This window comes from Arthrobacter sp. GW822-FHT05G07 (assembly GCF_058799755.1).
Window position 1 is genome coordinate 152,088 of sequence record NZ_JBXALT010000006.1, and the last position, 19,878, is coordinate 171,965.

13 protein-coding genes are annotated in these 19,878 nt (G+C 59.9%); 8 read left to right on the plus strand and 5 right to left on the minus strand.

The window, feature by feature from the left end:
* From yidC to AC1RJY_RS11820, 5 genes are all read left to right on the plus strand, one after another.
* On the plus strand, window positions 1-990 hold the full coding sequence (gene yidC / locus AC1RJY_RS11800) for a membrane protein insertase YidC (protein ID WP_011776795.1): 990 nt from the start codon (window positions 1-3) through the stop codon (window positions 988-990).
* Window positions 990-1,541 (plus strand): Jag family protein, encoded by a 552-nt coding sequence (locus AC1RJY_RS11805; protein WP_011776794.1) that lies wholly within the window; start codon window positions 990-992, stop codon window positions 1,539-1,541. Before yidC ends, AC1RJY_RS11805 begins: the two co-directional genes overlap by 1 nt.
* Before the next feature lie 6 nt (window positions 1,542-1,547).
* A complete protein-coding gene (gene rsmG / locus AC1RJY_RS11810) occupies window positions 1,548-2,198 on the plus strand; it encodes a 16S rRNA (guanine(527)-N(7))-methyltransferase RsmG (RefSeq protein ID WP_011776793.1) in 651 nt (216 codons plus the stop codon).
* Window positions 2,199-2,285: 87 nt separating this feature from the next.
* Window positions 2,286-3,338 carry a ParA family protein gene (locus tag AC1RJY_RS11815; protein ID WP_011776792.1) on the plus strand — a complete coding sequence of 351 codons (1,053 nt, stop codon included), beginning with the start codon at window positions 2,286-2,288 and terminating at the stop codon, window positions 3,336-3,338.
* Between the two features lie 67 nt (window positions 3,339-3,405).
* Window positions 3,406-4,653 carry a ParB/RepB/Spo0J family partition protein gene (locus tag AC1RJY_RS11820; RefSeq protein WP_011776791.1) on the plus strand — a complete coding sequence of 416 codons (1,248 nt, stop codon included), beginning with the start codon at window positions 3,406-3,408 and terminating at the stop codon, window positions 4,651-4,653.
* 6,261 nt (window positions 4,654-10,914) lie between these two features.
* Here AC1RJY_RS11820 and trxA read toward each other — a convergent pair.
* The 5 genes from trxA to AC1RJY_RS11845 form a co-directional block, all read right to left on the minus strand.
* Window positions 10,915-11,241, minus strand: coding sequence for a thioredoxin (gene trxA, locus AC1RJY_RS11825; RefSeq protein ID WP_014923339.1), 327 nt, complete (start codon window positions 11,239-11,241; stop codon window positions 10,915-10,917).
* A 34-nt stretch (window positions 11,242-11,275) separates the two neighbouring features.
* Window positions 11,276-12,232: a thioredoxin-disulfide reductase gene (gene trxB / locus AC1RJY_RS11830; protein WP_014923338.1), complete on the minus strand. Its 957-nt coding sequence runs from the start codon at window positions 12,230-12,232 to the stop codon at window positions 11,276-11,278.
* A 229-nt stretch (window positions 12,233-12,461) separates the two neighbouring features.
* Window positions 12,462-14,120, minus strand: a complete 1,659-nt coding sequence (locus tag AC1RJY_RS11835) for an ABC transporter substrate-binding protein (RefSeq protein ID WP_498602348.1) — start codon at window positions 14,118-14,120, stop codon at window positions 12,462-12,464.
* A gap of 140 nt (window positions 14,121-14,260) precedes the next feature.
* On the minus strand, window positions 14,261-16,276 hold the full coding sequence (gene murJ, locus AC1RJY_RS11840) for a murein biosynthesis integral membrane protein MurJ (protein WP_498602349.1): 2,016 nt from the start codon (window positions 16,274-16,276) through the stop codon (window positions 14,261-14,263).
* Window positions 16,277-16,302: 26 nt separating this feature from the next.
* Window positions 16,303-16,806 (minus strand): NUDIX hydrolase, encoded by a 504-nt coding sequence (locus tag AC1RJY_RS11845; RefSeq protein ID WP_043470909.1) that lies wholly within the window; start codon window positions 16,804-16,806, stop codon window positions 16,303-16,305.
* Between the two features lie 196 nt (window positions 16,807-17,002).
* On the opposite strand from AC1RJY_RS11845, the gene AC1RJY_RS11850 reads away from it, so the two are divergent.
* The 3 genes from AC1RJY_RS11850 to AC1RJY_RS11860 all read left to right on the plus strand — a co-directional run bounded on the left by AC1RJY_RS11850 (window position 17,003) and on the right by AC1RJY_RS11860 (window position 19,787).
* The gene (locus AC1RJY_RS11850) at window positions 17,003-18,469 is read left to right on the plus strand and encodes a CCA tRNA nucleotidyltransferase (RefSeq protein ID WP_498602350.1); all 1,467 of its coding nucleotides are present in this window, start codon (window positions 17,003-17,005) and stop codon (window positions 18,467-18,469) included.
* A complete protein-coding gene (locus AC1RJY_RS11855) occupies window positions 18,466-19,047 on the plus strand; it encodes a histidine phosphatase family protein (RefSeq protein WP_011776782.1) in 582 nt (193 codons plus the stop codon). Before AC1RJY_RS11850 ends, AC1RJY_RS11855 begins: the two co-directional genes overlap by 4 nt.
* A gap of 599 nt (window positions 19,048-19,646) precedes the next feature.
* Entirely contained in the window at window positions 19,647-19,787 is a 141-nt protein-coding gene (locus AC1RJY_RS11860) for a hypothetical protein (protein WP_011776781.1), read from the plus strand.
* Window positions 19,788-19,878: the final 91 nt, after the last annotated feature.

Here is a 19,878-nt window from a genome sequence, read left to right on the forward strand (position 1 = left end):
ATGGACTTCTTTGAAACAATCATGTTTCCGTTCAAGTGGCTGGTGTCAATCATCATGGTTGGCTTCCACGAGGGACTGAGCTTCATTGGCCTGCCCGCCGCGAACGGCTGGACGTGGACTCTGTCCATCATTGGCCTCGTGTTGGTGATCCGTGCCGCCCTGATTCCTGTCTTCGTCAAGCAGATCAAAGCGCAGCGCGGCATGCAGCTGCTGCAGCCGGACCTGAAGAAGCTGCAGACCAAGTACAAGGGCAAGACCGATCAGCTGTCCCGCCAGGCCATGGCGCAGGAACAGATGGCGCTGTACAAGAAGCACGGCACCAACCCGTTCTCGGCGTGTTTGCCCATGCTGATCCAGATGCCGTTCTTCTTCGCGCTGTTCCAGGTGCTGTCCGGTATTTCGACGAATGCCAAGCAGGGCCAGGGCGTTGGCGCCATGAGCCACGAACAGGTAGTCCAGTTCGATTCGTCCAGCATCTTTGGTGCTCCGCTGTCCGCTTCGTTGCTTCACGGCGACCCCAGTGGCGGCAACAGTGCTGTGGCTGTCTGGGTTCTGAGTATCGTCATGATCATTGCCATGACGGCCTCGCAGTTCATCACCCAGAAGCAGATCATGGCCAAGAACATGTCCGAAGAGGCCATGGCCAGCCCGTTCATGCGACAGCAGAAGATGATGCTCTACATCCTGCCGCTCGTGTTCGGTATTGGTGGCATCAACTTCCCCATCGGTGTCCTCATCTACTGGACCACCACCAACCTCTGGACCATGGGCCAGCAGTTCTTCGTTATCCGCCGTATGCCGACGCCGGGATCCCCCGCAGCCAAGGCGCTTGAAGAGCGCCGCGCCGCAAAGGGCCTGCCGCCGCTGCTGGGTGGAAAGAAAAACGCCGCTGCGGACGCTGCCGCTGAAGCCGAAGCTGCTGCTGCAGCAGCCGCCGAAATCAGGGCCCAGCGCGTCCAGCCACAACGTAAGAACAGGAAGAAGAAGTAATGTCTGCCGAGAGCACTGAAGAAGTTATCACCGCTGTGACTGAAGACCAGGAAGATTCCCAGGAAGAGACGCAGTCCAAGACGGCCAGCCGCTTGGAGGAGGAAGGCGACATTGCCGCCGACTACCTCGAAGAGCTCCTGGACATCGCTGACATCGACGGCGACATCGACATTGAGGTCCGTAACGGACGCACGTACATCTCCATCGGTGCGGATGAAGAATCAGCAGCGTTGGACAGCCTCGTAGGCCGCGACGGAGAAGTCCTGGAAGCCTTGCAGGAACTGGCCCGTCTCTCGGTCCTTTCCGCCACCGAAAGCCGTTCACGCCTGGTCCTGGACATCAACGGCTACCGCAAGGAGCGCGCCGGCGTGCTTCAGCAGATCGCCGAGGACGCCGTGGCCAAGGTCAAGGCTGATGGCGGAACAGTTGCCCTTGAGCCGATGAGTGCTTACGAGCGCAAGATCGTCCACGACGCCGTTGCTGATCTCGGATACGTCTCCGAGTCCGAGGGCGAAGGCGCTGGCCGCCACATCGTCGTTTCTGCCGACTAGCAGCTCATGGTTGAAATCACCGCAGCTGAACTGGAAGCGGCAGAGAAGATTTTTGGGGAGCGCTTGGATCTTGCCAAGCGCTATGTGGAGCACCTGGCTACCTCGGGAACTGAGCGCGGGCTTATTGGCCCGCGTGAGATTCCGCGTTTGTGGAGCCGCCACGTCCTGAACTGCGCAGTTATTGAGTCCGCCATCGCCATGGACAGCCATGTTGCCGATGTCGGATCCGGTGCCGGGCTTCCGGGCCTTTGCCTTGCAATTGCCCGCCCGGACCTTGAACTGACCCTGATTGAGCCGTTGGAACGTCGTGTCATCTGGCTCCAAGAAGTGGTGGATGACCTCGGCCTGGACAACGTCACCATCATGAGGACGCGGGCTGAACTCGCAGTCGGAATGGTGGATGCGGATGTAGTGACCGCCCGGGCCGTTTCTGCCCTCTCCAACCTGGCTGGTCTCACCATTCCTCTCCTGAACGGCCATGGTGAAGTGGTGGCTATCAAGGGACGCAGCGCGGCCGAAGAGATTGAAAAGGCAAAGAAAGTCATCCGCAAACTTGGTGGCGTGGAAACGTCAGTTGTGGTTTGCGGGCAGGAGCTTTTGGAGGAACCCACCACCGTGGTGAGGATCATCGTCAACAAGCCCGGAAAGACGGCGTAGGTCCCGCTCGGTATCCCGCGTGTCGGCGGCTGAGCGGTTAGGCTAGAGAACGGCAGCAAGCGCCGAATGAGAGTGAGAGTGTGACCAGTGGGCAGTAGTGAAACCTCCACGCAGCGAATTCCCCCGTTTATGTCTTTGGGGTCCGCGCGGGCCATGGCTACACCCTCTGCATCCCTTCAATCTGCAATAGTTCGTACGGATTCGGTTGATAATGCCGTTTCACGTGAAACCGTCTCAGATGGAGTGCGTAACGTCATGGATTCCATCGATGATTCCAGCCCCATCGCCCGTCAGTTGGCTAACGAAACTCGTCGGCGCGAACGATTGATCGGCAGGGAACTGCCCAAGCCGGACAAGACCCGCATCTTCACCGTATCCAACCAAAAGGGCGGCGTAGGTAAGACCACCACCACGGTGAATATCGCTGCGGCCTTGGCATCTGCCGGCCTCAACGTGTTGGTCATAGACATCGACCCCCAAGGCAATGCCTCCACGGCGTTGGGCATTGAGCACCACGCTGACGTAGACAGCATTTACGATGTGCTGATCAACGATCTTCCGCTCAAGGAAGTTGTGGCTCCGTGCCCTGACATTCCCAACCTCATCTGCGCGCCTGCAACCATTCACCTCGCCGGTGCCGAGATTGAGCTTGTTTCTCTTGTCGCCCGCGAACAGCGGCTCCGCCGTGCCATAGACGTCTACGCCAAGGAGCGTGAGAAGAACGGTGAAGGGCGCCTGGACTTCATCTTCATCGACTGCCCACCCAGCCTTGGGCTGCTCACAGTCAACGCGTTCTGCGCCGCCAGCGAGGTCCTCATTCCCATTCAATGCGAGTACTACGCACTTGAAGGCCTGAGCCAATTGCTCAAAAACATCGAGATGATTCAGAAGCACCTCAATGCCGATCTGGTTGTCTCCACCATTCTTCTGACCATGTACGATGGCCGCACAAACCTGGCCGCGCAGGTTGCCTCCGAGGTGCGCCAGCACTTCCCCGAGCAGGTTCTGGGTGCGGTGGTTCCGCGATCGGTACGAATCTCTGAAGCTCCCAGCTATCAGCAGACAGTCATGACGTACGATCCGTCTTCCAGCGGCGCGCTTTCCTACATGGAAGCCGCAGCCGAAATAGCTGAACGCTAGAATTCTTGAAACACAGCAACAGCTTGGGCCGATCCGTGCTCGGCTATTCCATCGGAGGGATGAATCAATGAGCGAAAAGCGAAGGGGCCTCGGCAGGGGTCTTGGGGCTCTCATTCCTAGCTCGGCCGCGGCCCAGGGAAACGGTGCCGCACCATCCCGTCCCGTGGATCTGTTCTTCCCCGAAGCGCGGAAGACAGCGGAGCCGACAGTTGAGACCTCTCTCGAAGATTCGGGCGCTGCAGATTCCAAGCCAGCTGCAGCAAAGACGTCTACATCATTAGGCGGTGCCGCAGAGGGCGCTGCAGCCGCGAAGTCCCGGAGCAAGACCTCGGCTGCCAGGTCCTCCAACGCCGGGACATCCACACCCCCGAAATCTGCTTCCAAGCCGGCCGCTTCGCGTGCTGCTGCCGCTAAGGATTCTGCCGACTCGAAAGGGTCGACGGCGGCTGCCGCGCCTGCGTCTTCCCACTCGGCTCCAGACGTCGAGTTGGTGGAGGTCCCCGGAGCCCGGTTTGCCGAGATCCCCGTCGGCGACATCCATCCGAACCGCAAACAACCTCGTTCGGTCTTCGATGAAGACGACATGGCTGAGCTTGTGCACTCTGTACGCGAAATCGGCGTGCTCCAGCCAATTGTTGTGCGTACTTCAACCGAAAAGGGTGGAGAACCGTACGAGTTGGTCATGGGTGAGCGTCGTTGGCGTGCAGTCCAGGCCGCGGGACTCGAAACAATCCCTGCGATTGTTCGTGATACCACCGACGATGACCTTCTTCGCGATGCTCTTCTGGAAAACCTTCACCGTAGCCAGCTGAATCCCTTGGAAGAAGCAGCGGCCTATCAGCAGCTCTTGGAGGACTTCGGAACCACGCACGAGCAGTTGGCTGACCGAATTGGTCGCTCCCGTCCGCAGGTTTCCAACACTCTGCGACTGCTCAAGCTCCCGCCCTTGGTTCAGCGGCGCGTTGCCGCCGGAGTTCTGTCCGCTGGGCACGCACGTGCTCTGCTCGCACTCCCGGACGCTGCGGCGATGGAACGTATGGCCCAGAAGATCGTGGCGGAGGGCATGTCAGTCCGAGCTACCGAGGAATCAGTTGCTCTGTACCAAGATCCCACCACGCCCGCTAAGAGCAGCATCCCCAAGCCCAACGCTCGGCACGAACGCCTGGATTACCTGGCCTCGTCACTCTCGGACCGTTTGGATACGAACGTGAAGATCACCTTGGGTGCGCGTAAAGGTCGCGTGAGTATAGAGTTCGCCAGCGTTGAGGATCTCAACCGCATCATGGATGTCTTAGGCCCTGGCGCAGAAGACTAGAGGCAGATACTGACGGATGGGGCTCACACTTGGTGTGGGCCCCATTTATTTTGTTGCTTAGCCCGCATGCAGTGCTTGGTTTCGGCCGTTTTGACGTTCTATGATGCCTGCCTGTCATGTTTCACGTGAAACGGGATCTATCTGGCTGTTATCTGCCGGAAGGGGTGGGTATACATGAGGCTCACCTGCCCTTACATGTTGCTAGGGCCGTTGGCTTTGAGGCGGGACTTGTCCGACTAGAATCTGTTAGCCGCGTGCGTCCAGGTGAGAGTGTCTGCCTACCGGGACTGTCGTCGGAAGGACGCGCCGCCAACACTAGCGAAGGTTGATGCTCTAGGCTTTTACCCTGCGCACGCTCCCCCTAGTTCTAGTTGTTGCGTTGGAAGTCCGATCGGGTGCCATCCGGGCGCACGGTGGGCCCTCAGGTGCTGATTCATTATTGGGTGCGTATCTCTTGCTTCACTGGATTACGCACCCTCTGGAGGGTCAGCGGGGATTGATGCCAGGGACTAACGTCGGGGGATGGCTCCGAACCCCTCCCCCGCAATGGCGGCGTTTCTTGCAGATCGGATATGTCCCGGGGCGTGTTTCACGTGAAACACGGCATCAAGTAGGACCTCGTGCCGCGATCGGTTCGTTTGAGATCGATCGGCTCCGATGAGAATACAGCAGACGTGACAAGTGGGCCTTCGGAGGCTTCTGGTGTTTAGCGCCGTCTACGCACGGTAGCTTGGATTCTTGGACCTGATGCCTTCAGTCTGCTGGCACTTGGATGTCTCCATTCGCGCTCATAGGCACGCGAGGGACTGCCTCGGTGCGTTCGAATTCGAGGAATATGGGCGTTCGTCCCCTAGGTCAGACGTGGGCGTGCGCGAGTGTTCAAGATTCCACGGCAAATCGGCGCATTCTCCGTGGCGAACAGGCGCTGAACCTGGGAATGTGTAGTGTCAACGGCCTGTAGCGGACCTTATCCGCCCCGTGAGGTGAGTTGAGCCGCTGCTAAGCCTGCTGAGAGCATCAGGATGAAATGCTGGCACGTACGGTAGGCGGAGTGGTCCTAGCGGGCTAGACGGGTCATAACGGCCCACGTAAAGCCCGGCCGTCCCGCGGTTCGCTTGCCGTTTCTGTTTCACGTGAAACAGTACGCCCGGAGCACTGCTCGTCGGTGATACCGCTTTTGCTAACTCCTATTGCTCAATGGGTCCTGAGTGTCGGGGCGTTGCAGGGGGCAGTTGGGCCTATGCATGTATCCGGTGGTGCTACGCCATGGTGATAAGGGGGGCCCCGGCAGTTTCACGTGAAACATTGCTGAATCGTGGGCCGGAAAACGGAACCTACCGAGTGTCCAGATGGGGAATGAAACCTCTTGTGTCGGAAGACAGATACTCTCAAACGCATTGATGTGGTGCACTGCGAGGTTCTGACTTATTGGTGACCTCGCAGGAGGGCAGGGCTACTCCAGTAATCGCCGCTGGATCAGACCCACTCAGCGTGCGAGGCGACTCATGATTGGGCACCATGGAGCAGACACTAAAGTCTTCATCCCGTGCTTTACCAGGGAGGCTTGGTTCAATGCCGGAGTGCTTAGGCTGCCACAGATGTTCCAGGGCACGAACCGCCCGGAAATCCCGCGATTGACCGATCACCATCTGGATTGCCCTTGAGCCGATGGGCGATGCCTCGGATGGTCGGCATGGGCCCTGTCACTGACTACTGCTTGTTGGGCGGCAACTGTTTGGGCGTCTCGAATAGATTACGCATGGATGGCCGGAATGTACGGCTCCCGGAGCTACTACGCAGGCTTCTAGCCTTCGTGCCCCCTAGGGCCAGGCTGCCAAGGTGTCCTGCTAAACCCTTCTAGTCCTCGCCGAGGTAAGACAATATCGTCGGATGCGTCAGCGAATGCATCCGAAGTTCTCGTCGTGCCGGTGCCTGTGAGGACTCACGACGAACCGGTGGTTTGTATTGTGCTGCAACTGAGACCACATCTTGTCATTCCATGGTCACGGTGGCCATCGGGCGTTGTGTCTAATCGTGTCCTGTACAGCGCGGCGGCATCAGGACTTCGCTAATGCGGTCCATCTATGGCCTCTGTGAGTTGCTGGGGGTAGGGACAGAGGTAGTCGATGCATCATCGAGGGCTAACGAATGTTGCATGTATCTCGAACATGATTCTCCGTTGCTCCTGAGCTCCGCGCTGCGGTGCCTTCCACATCGGGCTAACGCGGGCCATGACGGCATTTCATGAAGTCATGAATGTCCCTTCTCGAGGGCGCTGGGCCACAGTGATGACACCCTGGGCGTCCTCAAGTTGCCACGCTAGTTGAGCGACTGCGACGAACTACAACCGGTACGCTCACGCCGACGGCTGGTCCTCTGCAGAGATGAGGTGGTGCAGTCCATCTCTCAGCGTGTGGTCGCCTGGTCCGGAAGTGCTATGCAGCGGTCGACCATAGGTGGGCGGCGGACCACGGCCGTGCTCAGAGCAGTTGTGCCGTTGTCAATTGGTCGGATGTTGCTAGGTCCCACATTGTGGCTATCAAACTCTCAATGACCTAGAACTCCCGTGGTCACTCTGTGAGGTGCCGTTTTCCTGACGTGCGTCTCGCCAAGTTCGCCGGTGGCATGTGGTTTCGGCGTGGCCGCTGTCCAGTGTTTCACGTGAAACAGAGCAACGGGGCACGCTGCCTCCCGTTTGACGGAGCTTCGCAGGCGCCCATTTAAGCAGTGGTTAAACCGTGGATACGGCGGTGGATATCCCTGTGGAAAACTCTGGGGATAAGTCTGTTGATCCGAAGCCTGCCCGATCTCATGGAATCAGTTCTGCCGACGTCCCAAGTCGGGTTAACGTGCCTCCAATGGAACCAGAGCCCGACATTGGCTGAAGCCAGGATGTCCACCCCCCCACTGCCTACTGTGAGTATGCGCATATTGCCCAATTTTCATTGATTTGGCGGCAATTCAATGTGGCCAAGCCCTTGTTCCACAACAAGGATCGAGAACCATCCTGACTTCAGTGAAGTGAAAGTCTGCATGGGCTTCCGTCGCCGCCAAGGGAGGGTATGTGGGCAATCTCATGAGCAGTGGATAAGCCTGTGGATAACACTGTGCACAAGTCTGTGGATGGTGTCGGCGTAGGCCGACTCTTTGCTCTCTAGTCGCCCCTGATCACGGCAGTTTAGATCGGCACCATGTGGGAAAATTCGCAAGCGCGATTGTTGGTGCTTGATGAGGGTATGGATAGTCGGACAGAAGATTGGACTTCAGTGCGACGCACTAAGCCCCTATGATCGTCTTCATTGGCCGGACGCGTGCGCATCACACTCCCGGTGTACACAGTTGCTTCCACTATCAAGGGATATTCATCGGATGTATCAGGTCAGCGCCGCTGACATCCCCTTCACCTCATACGTCGGCGCAGACGTTCTCCCCCTGCGCTTGGTACCCCGGTGGCGAGACAAGGACAAGACAAGCAGTCGTGGCTAGTGCGGGGGCGCATTGGAGGAACCGCCGGATGGGTCTGCGAACTGTAGCCACCGTCTCCCCAAGCGCTCCTTGCAGGATGGTGCCGCCGGCTTCTCCGACCTACGTCAACGGCGTCGTAGTTCGCATGCAGGGCACTCACGTACGACGACGGCCTCGTCGTTCCCATGCCGGCTTTTGTGCGGGGCATCTCGTTAGGGCTGGCCGGACGTCGTGCGCCAAGAGCCTGGTGACGTACGCGCTGCAGTCATGGAGTGCCCCCAAGGATGGGGGAAGGAGCTGCAGTGAAGGGATGGTCTGGTTTGAGGCCTAAGCCTCGGTTGGTGGGTCCTTTCGTGAGCTCATCCTGTTTCACGTGAAACATGTTCGTTCCGCTACGTCCCCTAGCCTGAGGACTTGGTCTTGGACCCATTGGGCGCACGATTGCCACTCGCCCCGATGAAAAGGCAGACATTGGAAAGAGATCGCCCGCACTCTGACTCGTCTCTTGTCGATCCACAGGCGTGGTCGCGTGGTTGAGCGCCCGTGCGTTCGTGCGCCGGTTCGCCCGTGTTCCGGGTAGCGATGCGGCCGCGCCCGTACGAACCTGCGGGCCCGAGCGTCTTCAGCGCGGGTTCCTGACGTGGAAACGGGCTCACCCCTACAGCTATCTCTTGGCGGGCCTGCAACTTAGTTCACGCGCACGCGGCCGAACACTACGGCGTAGTCCTTCGCACAGCAGAGAAGCCACCGGGTGCCCTTCAATCAGGGCCACGCAGACTCTTCAGGGTCAGTTCTTCGTAGTCCGTTCGAGGGCGTTTTGGCCCGTGCAAGATTCAGGATGTGGTGCGGAAGCGTGTTTCACGTGAAACATGTGCCAGTCGGGCCGGTGATGATGCTCGGGCATCGCGTGAGTCATGTGGGAATCGGAACGTGGCGGTGGCGGCCCCGGATCCCGGACCCCTGGTTTCGGACTATTCATGTGTGAGTCGGTACTGCAATTGCGGACCCAAATCGCGTGAACGTCGTAGCTCAGGGCTGAGAGGGTCTGAATGGTGTTTCACGTGAAACGTAGGCCATGGAACCGGCGGACAAAGCGAACCTGTTGGCTGAGCTAGCCCGATAGAACTGCGCACTAGGGCGAATCGCGCGCGGAATCACCAAGCTTTGGACGACGATGCGCGGATACCGACTCTGATTGTAACTAGCGAGACGGTATTCACCTTGTCTGCTTCTTTCGCCCTGGCAGGAGTGGTTTCACCGGCTGGCGACCGACACGGAGGTTACTGAAACCGTCTACAAGTAGATGAGTCCTCATGAGCGCAGACACCCTCTCAGGGCGAAAGGACTTGTGCTTGAGCGAGTTCAGCATGGGCACGCTGCTATTGCCCTGCACAGGAAGATTGGGGCGTTCTGCGGAGAACGAGAGCGCTCGGCCGCTGCATGGATCCGGGTCCTAGAAGCCCTTCCAGGACCCCAAAAGTCCATAGCAAGAGGAAAATGGGTCTCAATGAGGTGGAGAGTGTACCGGCCGGAACGATCGGAACCTGGTGGGTAACCTTCATCGAAACGCGCAGTTCTAGAACGGTAACAATATCTGATGCGAGTACCGAGTGATGGTTCCAGCATAAGAATTGGTTCTAGTCAGATTTCTATCGAGACCTACTAGGCATCCTGGCAACCAGTACCTGTTCCGGCGCACGTTCCCTAACGCCCCCCTTAAGCTGAAGAGCGGGCTGTTTCCGGCCCGAATATGTAGCCTTTTCAGCATTGGAAGCATTGGAAGCATTGGAAGCATTGGAAGCATTGGAAGCATTGGAAGCATCGGAAGCATTGGAAGCATTGGAAGCACTGACTAGTGATGATTGAGAAGAACCGTCAAATAGACAGCTGAGGGTCAACTGCCCCAGGTACTGAATCCGCAGTCGGTATTTGGTGATTTTCCGCGCGCTTCAGATGCTTAACGCTGGTCCAGCCACCTAAGTGACTGGGAAAGTGAATGCTAGGACTAGAGATCTCGGGCAGTGTTTCACGTGAAACCGGCACCCACCACCTTCGAAGCCAAACACAAGCAATTGAAAGCAGGAAGAGGTTCTTTTTTGGACAAGGCGTCCGACCGGGCAAGGAACTACCTCCATCAGCACGGCCAAGGTCCTCCCCAACGTTAATAGGGAGTGGGATGGTTAGCTAGTCGGCGAGACGTGGAAGGACGCAGGGGCAGCAAGATATTCACTCCAGCTGCGGTTACCTCAGCAGACTGCGGCTTCTGTTTGCCGCGTGAGGCCCGTAGCTTGCGGCGGGCAGCCATACAATTTACATCGCCGCGGGCATCCCGATGTGAAAGCGGAGATGCAGCAACGCGGCCCTCGGTTTCGGAGGGCTCACGGCCCTCCCCCCAAAGGAACCGGACGGGCGAGGAACTGGAAGGGACACCGGATGGGCAAGAAGTCAGTCCGGCATGGAACCGGACCGGGGAGCTAGCGCCACTTTAGCCAGTGGCCGGGACAACAAGCGGGGAGAGTTTGAAGGACAGCTTGACGAGCAACGAACAAATGCCCTCAGGGGTGCCCCGGTCTGGCAGAACGGGGAAGCGCCTGAAAGAACGATGATTTCTCCCTACCCCAGGTAGGGAGAACGGCACTGTAAGCTCAGGAGGAAGCCGGGGGGACGCTCAGGAAGAATACGGTACTAATGAGACCGAATCTGTTTGAAATCATTGAAGGAAACAAAAAGCCGGCGACTCCCGCTCCCTGAGGAGCAGCAACCGCCGGCTTTTCGATGTAACTTGGTCTGGAAAACTTAGGACAGGACGTCCGCGAATTCCTTCTCGAAGAACTGCTTCGGCTTGGCGCCGATGACGGTGCTCTTCACTTCTCCCCCGCTGAACAGGTACACGGCCGGGATGGACGTGATGCCGTACTCGGCGGCGATGGCGGGGTTGTCGTCGACGTTGAGCTTCACAACGTCAACCTTTTCGCTGTACTCGACGGAGATCTCGTCGAGGATGGGGCCGAGCTTGCGGCAGGGGCCGCACCACTCTGCCCAGAAGTCCACGATGACCGGCTTCTCGGAAGCCAGGACATCCGTACTGAAGCTTGCGTCAGTTACGTCTTTTGCGTTGCTCATAACTTTTCCCTTCGTATGGTTGCTTGGATGCAGCCTAGGAGTGCAGGTCTGCGAGGTAGTGCTCAACGTCAAGGGCAGCCACACAACCGGAACCCGAGGCCGTAATGGCCTGGCGGTACGTGGGATCAATGACGTCGCCCGCGGCGAAGACACCCTTGATGTTGGTCCGGGAGCTACGGCCTTCCACGGCAATGGTTCCTTCAGGGGTCAGATCAACCTTGCCCTTGATGAGGTCCGTGCGGGGGTCGTTGCCGATGGCCACGAACACGCCGGTGACAGCGAGTTCTGACTCGGTTCCGTCCACGAGGTTCTTCAGCTTGAGACCAGTCACCTTGTCCCCACCGAGAACATCTTCAACGGCCGTGTTCCAGACGAACTTGATCTTCTCGTGGGCCTGGGCACGGTCACCCATGATCTTGGAAGCCTTGAGGGTATCGCGACGGTGGACTACCGTGACGGACTTCGCAAACTTGGTGAGGAACAGTGCTTCCTCCATGGCGGAGTCGCCACCACCGATGACGGCAATGTCCTGATCCTTGAAGAAGAAACCGTCGCAGGTTGCACACCAGCTAACGCCGTGGCCTGAGAGGCGCTTCTCGTTGGCCAAGCCGAGCTCGCGGTAGGCCGAACCTGTGGACAGGATGATGGCCTTCGCCTGAAAGGTCTCCCCCGTTCCGATGGTCACGGTCTTGATGTCGCCGTCGAGGTCCAGCTCGGTAACGTCCTCAAACTGGATCTCGGTGCCGAAGCGGGCCGCCTGCTTCTCGAAGTTCTCCATGAGGTCCGGGCCCATGATGCCTTCCGGGAATCCCGGGTAGTTTTCCACGTCAGTGGTGTTCATCAGTTCGCCACCAGCAGTGACGGAACCGGCAATGAGCAGAGGCTTCATGTTGGCGCGGGCGGTGTAAACGGCGGCTGTATAGCCGGCAGGGCCTGAACCAACGATGATGACGTCACGCACCTGCGATGCGCTGTTTTCTGCAATGCTCACTTGGCGTGAACCTCTTCCTTAGTCGATGCTGCGGCTTTCGGGGCAGCCACCTGACTCAACCCCTGTTGCGTTCCAAATATTCCGTTGGAGTTGGGGACCCTAAAAGCCACCATCATTCAGGGTACCGTCTGCAAGCATGCCGAATCTAAGCGGTGACGCCAACGCAGACAGCAGTAGGGGCCGTTCTGACGAGTCAAAACGGCCCCAACTACTATCTGATGGTGTGTGGCTACTGCACCGTGACCTCAGCGAGACGCAGTCCGAAGCCGAATCGCGTCTTCGGTGCAGCCAGCTTGGGGAGCGCGCTGATGACCACGATGACGTACTGGGTCTGCGTCGGTGCTGCAAGCGGCATGGTCAGTTCCGGGGATGTGAAGCTGTTGGTTCCCACCAGTTTTGCGCCGTCCATCGCAGGACGATCGTTGGTGTAGACGCTGATACTACCGCCGGAACCACCCAGCTGGTTGAGCACAACGGACTTGACCTCGGTGGGTTCCTTGAGCTTGACCACAAGCGGCATATCTTCGAAAAGTCCACCCCAGTTTGCGGAGGCGAATTCCATGTCCGACCAGTAGCTTGCAGCGTTACCGTCAAAGGCCCGGGCAAGGTCCTTGTCATAGGTGGCAGCGAAGGGGAAGTCGCCGAGGCGGCTGATCTCTTCGATTTCCGGCGGCGTGGCAGGTGCCGGAGCTTGCGTGGGCGCGGGCTCCTCAGTTTCCGGAGCCGAGGATTGCGGGGCAGGCGTGCTTTGCGTGGCGGCCGGTGCGCCGCTGGGCAAGAGGCTGCCGAGATTGGTCACCGCCAGGACGAGTCCCACCACCAAAACGGCGGCAAGGAGGCCACCGACGAGCCAGCGCAGTGAACGCGGTTCCTTCTCCGGAGCCTCGTCTTCGTAAACTTCCTCGTCCGCGTAATCGTCCGTAACAGCTGACGACGCCGGGAAGCTGCTGGCCGCCCGATCGTAGCCGGAGTCGCTGCCACGGTTTGTAGCACCGGAACCACCAGCATCTGCGCCTGAGCCGCTAAATCCGTAGTCCTCCTGGGACCACAGGGAAACCTTTGGTTCCGCAGCCGGCTCGCGGTTGGCAGTGTGCGACGAAACCGTCGGCGATGAAACGGCCTGGGTCGGCGGCTGCGATGCAACAGCAGGCGACGCTCCGCCCCCGTTGGCAGAACCAGCGCCGGCAGAACCTGGACCTGCAGTATCAGCGGCGGCAGCACCGGCGTCGTGGTTTTTGGAACCCGCGTGCTTCAGAGCGGCAGCGGCAGCGACCCCCGCTGCTCCGGCGCCGGCAGCGGCAGCAGCCAGCTTGCCCGCGATCCCGCTCTTTTGCGAAGAAGGGCTGGACGAGGGCATGGGCGGTACGTGCGGCGCAGTGCGTGCGGGCGCGGCAGGTTCAGCCTGCTCGCCGTCGGACTCGTACGGGATGGGGTAGCCGTTTTCGTCGTACTGGATGTACTCGGCGTCGTGCTCATCATCCTCGTAAAGACCGTCGTACGTCTCGGGCTCATAGGTGCGCGGCCGGCCAAAAATCTCGCTTCCGAGCGTCTCCGTGAAGAAAGGCTCGATGTAAGGCGGGTTGGTGGCGACCACGAGGTCCAGCAGATCAGCAGCGGTACTGTGGTTGGTGATCAGGTACGTGGTGTTTTCGCTGATTCCCAAGTCCAGGATCTGAACATGGCCCGGCCTCTCCCCGGTGGCCACTTCGCGGGCGCTCTGGGCCACCTGCTCGGCATTTCCGGGACCGGCAACAAGGATGCTCACGGGACGGTTGAGGACCTGGTCCACGCCGTCGAGCACCTGATCTTGGTCATGCGAGGTCAATACATTGGCCGTGACCTTATAGCGGCCGCCAAGTACTGATCCGACGTCGATCGGGTGGGACACGTGTTCCTCCTAGGCTGTCCGGGAGCTGCGGTCCAGCACATGGCTCCCCCGGGTGAACCGGTTGAACCTCTTTTGCAACTACCTATATTCGTTTCTAGCCTAACGGATTGAGGCCCGCCGCCCGTGTTGGCGGCACCGGCTCACTTCCTGTGGCTTCCGCGTGTGGGGAAGTACGGATTCTGTCCGGCGTCGCCTTGGTAGGTGCGTCGACCCGGCAGCGGGACCTGTGGACGGAACCTGCCGCCGCGGGCCGTGCTTGGCGCGTCTTCTTCCGGAAGGTAGGTCTTGGGCTCGTCCGGTGAGCCGCCGGTGGCGGGTTCGGGAGAACGCTGAGGGGCAAGAGCCGGCCCGGCCCTGAAGGAAGCAGCGTCGAACTCGCCCGAGATGCGCGGAATCAAACCGGTATCGTCCGAGACCGTAGCGCGTGCCGGCGTCGTGGGTTCCGCAGGGGCGCCAACGGGCGCGGGGACACCGCGACCCAGACGGCCCATGAGCGGACGCAGGAGGTCGCGAAGTTCGGTGACGTGGAAGACGCGCAGGAGGACCAGGTATGCGAGCAGCATGACAGGCCCGACGACGACGACGGTCACCAAGGCGGCCGGGCGGCTGCTCCATGCGAACCCGTCGGCACGGTAGCTCCCCAGAAGCCACAAAGCCCCTGCACCGGTAAGCGCAGAACCCAGGCCTGCGTAGCCCATGCGGATGTACGAGTTAGCGATGCGCGGCCCGTCGAGGTGACCCAGCAACCGGCGCAGGAACACCACGCTGATCACCACGGACAGAATGTTGCCCAGTGTGTAGAGGATTGCGATCGCGTAGATGATCTGGCCCACGGGAAGGAACTGGATGAAGAATGCGCCCACCACGTAGATCACGGCCAACCACAACTGGACGTACAGGGGCGTGCGGGCGTCCTCGTTGGCGTAGAACACGCGGGACATCATGAAGTTTGCACTCAGGAAGGGTGTGCTCAGCGCGAGGATGGTGAGCGTCTGCGCCAGCATGACGCCGTCCTGCGGTTCGCCACCGGAGAAGAACATTCCCAGCGGACCGGCCAGCGCGAACAGCGCCAAGGCACCGAAAACGGTGGCAACAGCCATAGTGCGGAGGCCGTGGGAAAGGGCGTCCCGCAGCTCGGCTTTGTTGCCGTCCTGCGACGCGCGTGTCATGCGGTTGAAGAGGACGGTAGCCAAGGACAATGCAATGATCGAGTGCGGCAACAGGTAGAGCTGGCTCGCGACCTCCAGGACGGCGTTGCCGGGCAGGACCGCAGCGGCCACTGTATTCCCCGCGTTGCTCAGACGGAGGCGCTCGGCACCGGGAATGGTGGCGATCCGCATGACGTACAGGAACGCCAGTTGTCCGACGGCGGCGGTCGCCAGCGTCCAGACGCTCAGCTTGGCTGCCTGGCCGAGTCCAACGCCGCGCCAGCCGAAGCGCGGACGAAGGCCGAGGCGCAGGCGGAAGACGGGGATAAGGAGAATGGCAGTCTGCGCGACCACACCGAAAGTGGAGAAGCCGGCAATCAGGAACGTCTGGGTGGGCCCCCAGTTGTCCAAGGTGTGGGGGTTGTGAATGTTCTCGCCCAAGATCCAGATGAACATCCCCAGGCCGGCGATGGCCACCAGGTTGTTGAGGATCGGGGCCCACATGGCGGGGCCGAACGCTCCGTGGGCGTTCAACACCTGCGTGAGGAGGGCATAGAGCCCGTAGAAGAAGATCTGCGGCAGGCACCAGAAAGCGAAGGTGACCGCCAAGGCCTTCTGTTGCTCGGAGTAGCCTTGCGTGGTGAGGTCGATGACCAAGGGTGCCGCCAGCGTTACCAGCGCCGTCAACGCCAGAAGCACCAGGACTGCCAGTGTCAGCAGGCGGCTGATGTAGTCCGCGCCTCGGTCGGGGGCCTTGCTGGCCTTGATGATCTGTGGGACCAGAACGGCGTTGAACACGCCGCCGGCAACCAGGAGGAAGATCAGGTTCGGCAGGTTGTTCGCGTTAATGAACGTGTCATTGATCGTGGAGCCCAGGCCGAGGGCGGCGCCGAGCATCCACGTTTTGGCGAAGCCAAGGAACCGGGAAACGAGCGTTCCTGCGGCCATGATGGCGCTGGAACGTGCTTCTCCGGACTGAACGGACTGGGTTGTTTTGGCTTCAGACATCGCCTTTATCGTCCCATGTACCCGGGTCAGAGATGTTCGGGAAGCACTTCCCGTGCCAAATCGGCGATGCGGCGTTCATTCGGGAAGGACAATTTTCGGGCCAGTTCCTGGATGGGAACCCACGCGGCGTCCACGGCTTCCTGGTCCGGATCGTTCTCGATGGTGAGCTCGCCGCCCGTTGCCCGGAGCAGGAAATGGTGCACGGTCTTGTGGACGCGGTGGCCGCTCACGGTGAACCAGTAGTCGATGCTGCCAAGGGGCGCCAGAATGTTGCCCTCGATGCCGGTTTCCTCGGCAATCTCACGAACAGCAGCTTCCTCGTTGTTCTCGCGGCCTTCCGGGTGGCCCTTCGGGAGGCACCACTCAAGCCGGCCACCCCTATTGAGGCGGGCGATAATCGCAACCCGGAGTTCGCCGTCGGACGTGTCTACTACCACGCCACCGGCTGACACTTCCTCAACAGTGGGAAGCGAGGCCTGCACCGGGTGCTGCTGGGCAGGCGCGACGTGCGCGCCGATTGCCGACGGCAACGGTGCGTTTGTCCTCCTGCCAGGAGCGCTCGGGATCGGGTTGGCCATGAGGTCCACTCTAACGACTCTTGCCCCGGAGTGATGACCGGGACATGGCCACAAGATGTACTGCAGGAGATGCTCCGCGGACACATGCCTGATTTCGCATGGAACAGTGGCCCACTGCTGCGCAAAAATCTGCCAAGCTTAAGGAACTATGGCGCACGTATTGGACAGCTCTTCTGTTAACTTCACCATCGATCCGGTGGTGCTCGACCTCGGGCAGCGCTTTGTCGACGCCGGCTTCGAGCTGTCCTTGGTGGGTGGACCCGTGCGCGACCTTTTCCTGGGCAGAACCTCCCCGGACCTCGACTTCACCACCGACGCCACGCCGGACCAGACCATTTCCGTCATCAAGAAGTGGGCGGACAATTTCTGGGAAATCGGCCGCGCCTTCGGCACTATCGGGATGAAGAAGAGCGGTTTCCAGATTGAAATCACCACGTACCGCGCGGAGGCTTACGACCCCGATTCGCGCAAGCCCGTGGTGGCTTTCGGCAGCTCCCTGACCGACGACCTTCTCCGCCGCGACTTCACCATCAACGCCATGGCGCTGCGCCTGCCGAGCCTGGAACTGGTGGATCCCTTCGGCGGTGTTCGCGACCTTCACGCGTCAGAGCTCGCCACACCAGGCGCCCCGGAGGCCTCTTTCTCCGACGATCCCCTGCGCATGATGCGTGCGGCCCGTTTCGCATCGCAGCTCGGCGTGTCGGTTCACGACGACGTCCGGCTGGCCATGTCCCAAATGGCAGACCGCATCAAAATCATTTCGGCCGAGCGCGTCCGTGAAGAGCTGGTCAAGCTTATTAACGGAACCCACCCCCGCGTGGGCATCGACCTCCTGGTGGACACGGGCCTTGCTGAGTTCGTGCTCCCCGAGGTCTCCGCCCTGCGCCTGGAAGCCGACGAGCACCACCGGCACAAAGACGTTTACCAGCACTCCCTTCAGGTCCTTGAGCAGGCCGCTGCACTGGAAACAGGACCTGACGGCCCTGTGCCCGGCCCCGATTTTGTGTTGCGGTTCGCAGCGCTAATGCACGACGTCGGCAAACCGGCTACGCGTCGTTTTGAACCGGGCGGCGCGGTGAGCTTCCGCCACCACGACGTTGTGGGTGCGAAGCTGACCGCCAAGCGCATGAAAGCACTGCGGTTCGACAACGACTCAATCAAAGCCGTTTCACGCCTGGTGGAATTGCACATGCGCTTCTACGGCTACGGCGATGCCGGCTGGAGCGACTCCGCGGTCCGCCGCTACGTCACCGACGCCGGTCCCGTCCTGGAACGCCTTCACCGGCTCACCCGATCCGACGTCACTACGCGTAACCAGCGCAAGGCCGACCGCCTGTCCTTCGCCTACGATGACCTTGAGCAACGTATCTCGGCGCTTCTGGAACAGGAATCACTGGCGGCTGTCCGGCCTGACCTGGATGGTGCGCAGATCATGAGGCTCCTGGGACTCAAACCGGGTCCCGTGGTGGGACGGGCTTACAAGTTCCTTCTGGAAGAGAGAATGGAACACGGTCCGCTGTCCCCCGAGGAAGCCGAGCAGAAACTCTTCGCATGGTGGGAAGCGCAACCCGAGTCCGCCGTCGAGCCTTTGACCGAAACTGAGGAGCCCTCATGAACGCTGCGACTTCACCGCGTCCGCAACTCTGGATCCTTCGCCACGGCGAGACCGAGTGGTCCAAGAGCGGTCAGTACACCGGCCTGACCGACCTCCCCCTCACTGTTGAGGGCGAGCAGCAGGCTGTTGAAGCCCGCAAGGTCCTGGAAAGCATCGACTTCGACCTGGTCCTGACCTCACCCCTGCGCCGCGCCCGCCGCACGGCAGAACTCGCAGGCTACCCTGAGGCCGTCCATGAGCCACTGGCTGTGGAATGGAACTACGGGGACTACGAAGGCATCAGCTCGGACCTGATTCGCAAGGACAACCCGGACTACCTCATCTGGACAGATGGCGTACCCAACGGGGAGACCTTGGATGAGGTTGCGGCCCGGGCCGACAAGATCATTGGACGCGTTCTGGAATCCGGAATGGACAATGTCCTGGTAGTGGCCCACGGTCATTTCTCCCGAATCCTGACAGCGCGGTGGCTGGAAATGGATGCACGCGAAGGCCGGCACTTCATTCTGGGAACTGCGAAGGTCTGCACCCTTGGTTGGGATAAGCGGACGCCTGCAATTGTGCGTTGGGGACTCTAAAACACGAATTTAGAAAAACTTTTGGCGAATTAGCTAATTTCGCTGGTCAAACTCCCCGTTCGTGGGGTAGCTTATATCTTGTTCCCAGAGCGACCCGCCGGGAACCAGGCGCGCATTCCCCGGTTCAGTCAGCCGGGACAATGCCACAGCAGGCTGCTTATCAGCCAGAAAAGGAGGTTGGGAAAATGATTACTTTGACTAGCGGACGGAAGTTGACCGTCACTGCTACCCCGGCCTCTGCTGATGATCGACGCCATTTTTGCTCTCTGACCCGCTCCTGAACTACCGGACCGGCTTGTTGCCGGCGGTATTCCTGACGGCCATCCTGTCTCTGGATGGCTGAGTAGTCAGTTGTAGGCGCGGACCCACGCAGTATGCCGCGGGTGCGCAGTTTCCCCATAGTTCGGAACCAGCTTCTTGTTGGGTCGGCTGCTGGAAGCACGCGCTATTGCACGACTAATCTCTTTTGATTCGGTCCGCGAAACCCCTATTAGCCTCGGCTATTTACGCCCTTTTAGGCCTTGATTTCTTACGAATTCATTCGGCTCTAATTGCTGTGCCTAAATTCCGTTCAATTCTTCCGTGAAAGGAGGTGAACCATGCGAAAACGCCCCGAAGACATGCGCTTCTTCAAGAGTGTCAATGCTCCCAAGGACCGCACCCTGTTCAACGGCCAGCTGCTCGACCAACGCCGTGAAGACGTCTACGTTGTCCTGCACCAGATGGGACTCATCCGCTGATGCCCTTCAGCCAGCCCCGAAGGAGTTCAGGTGCCACACATTCATGCTGAACCTCAAGGAGCCCACGCGGCTACGCGTGGGCTCCTCCCCT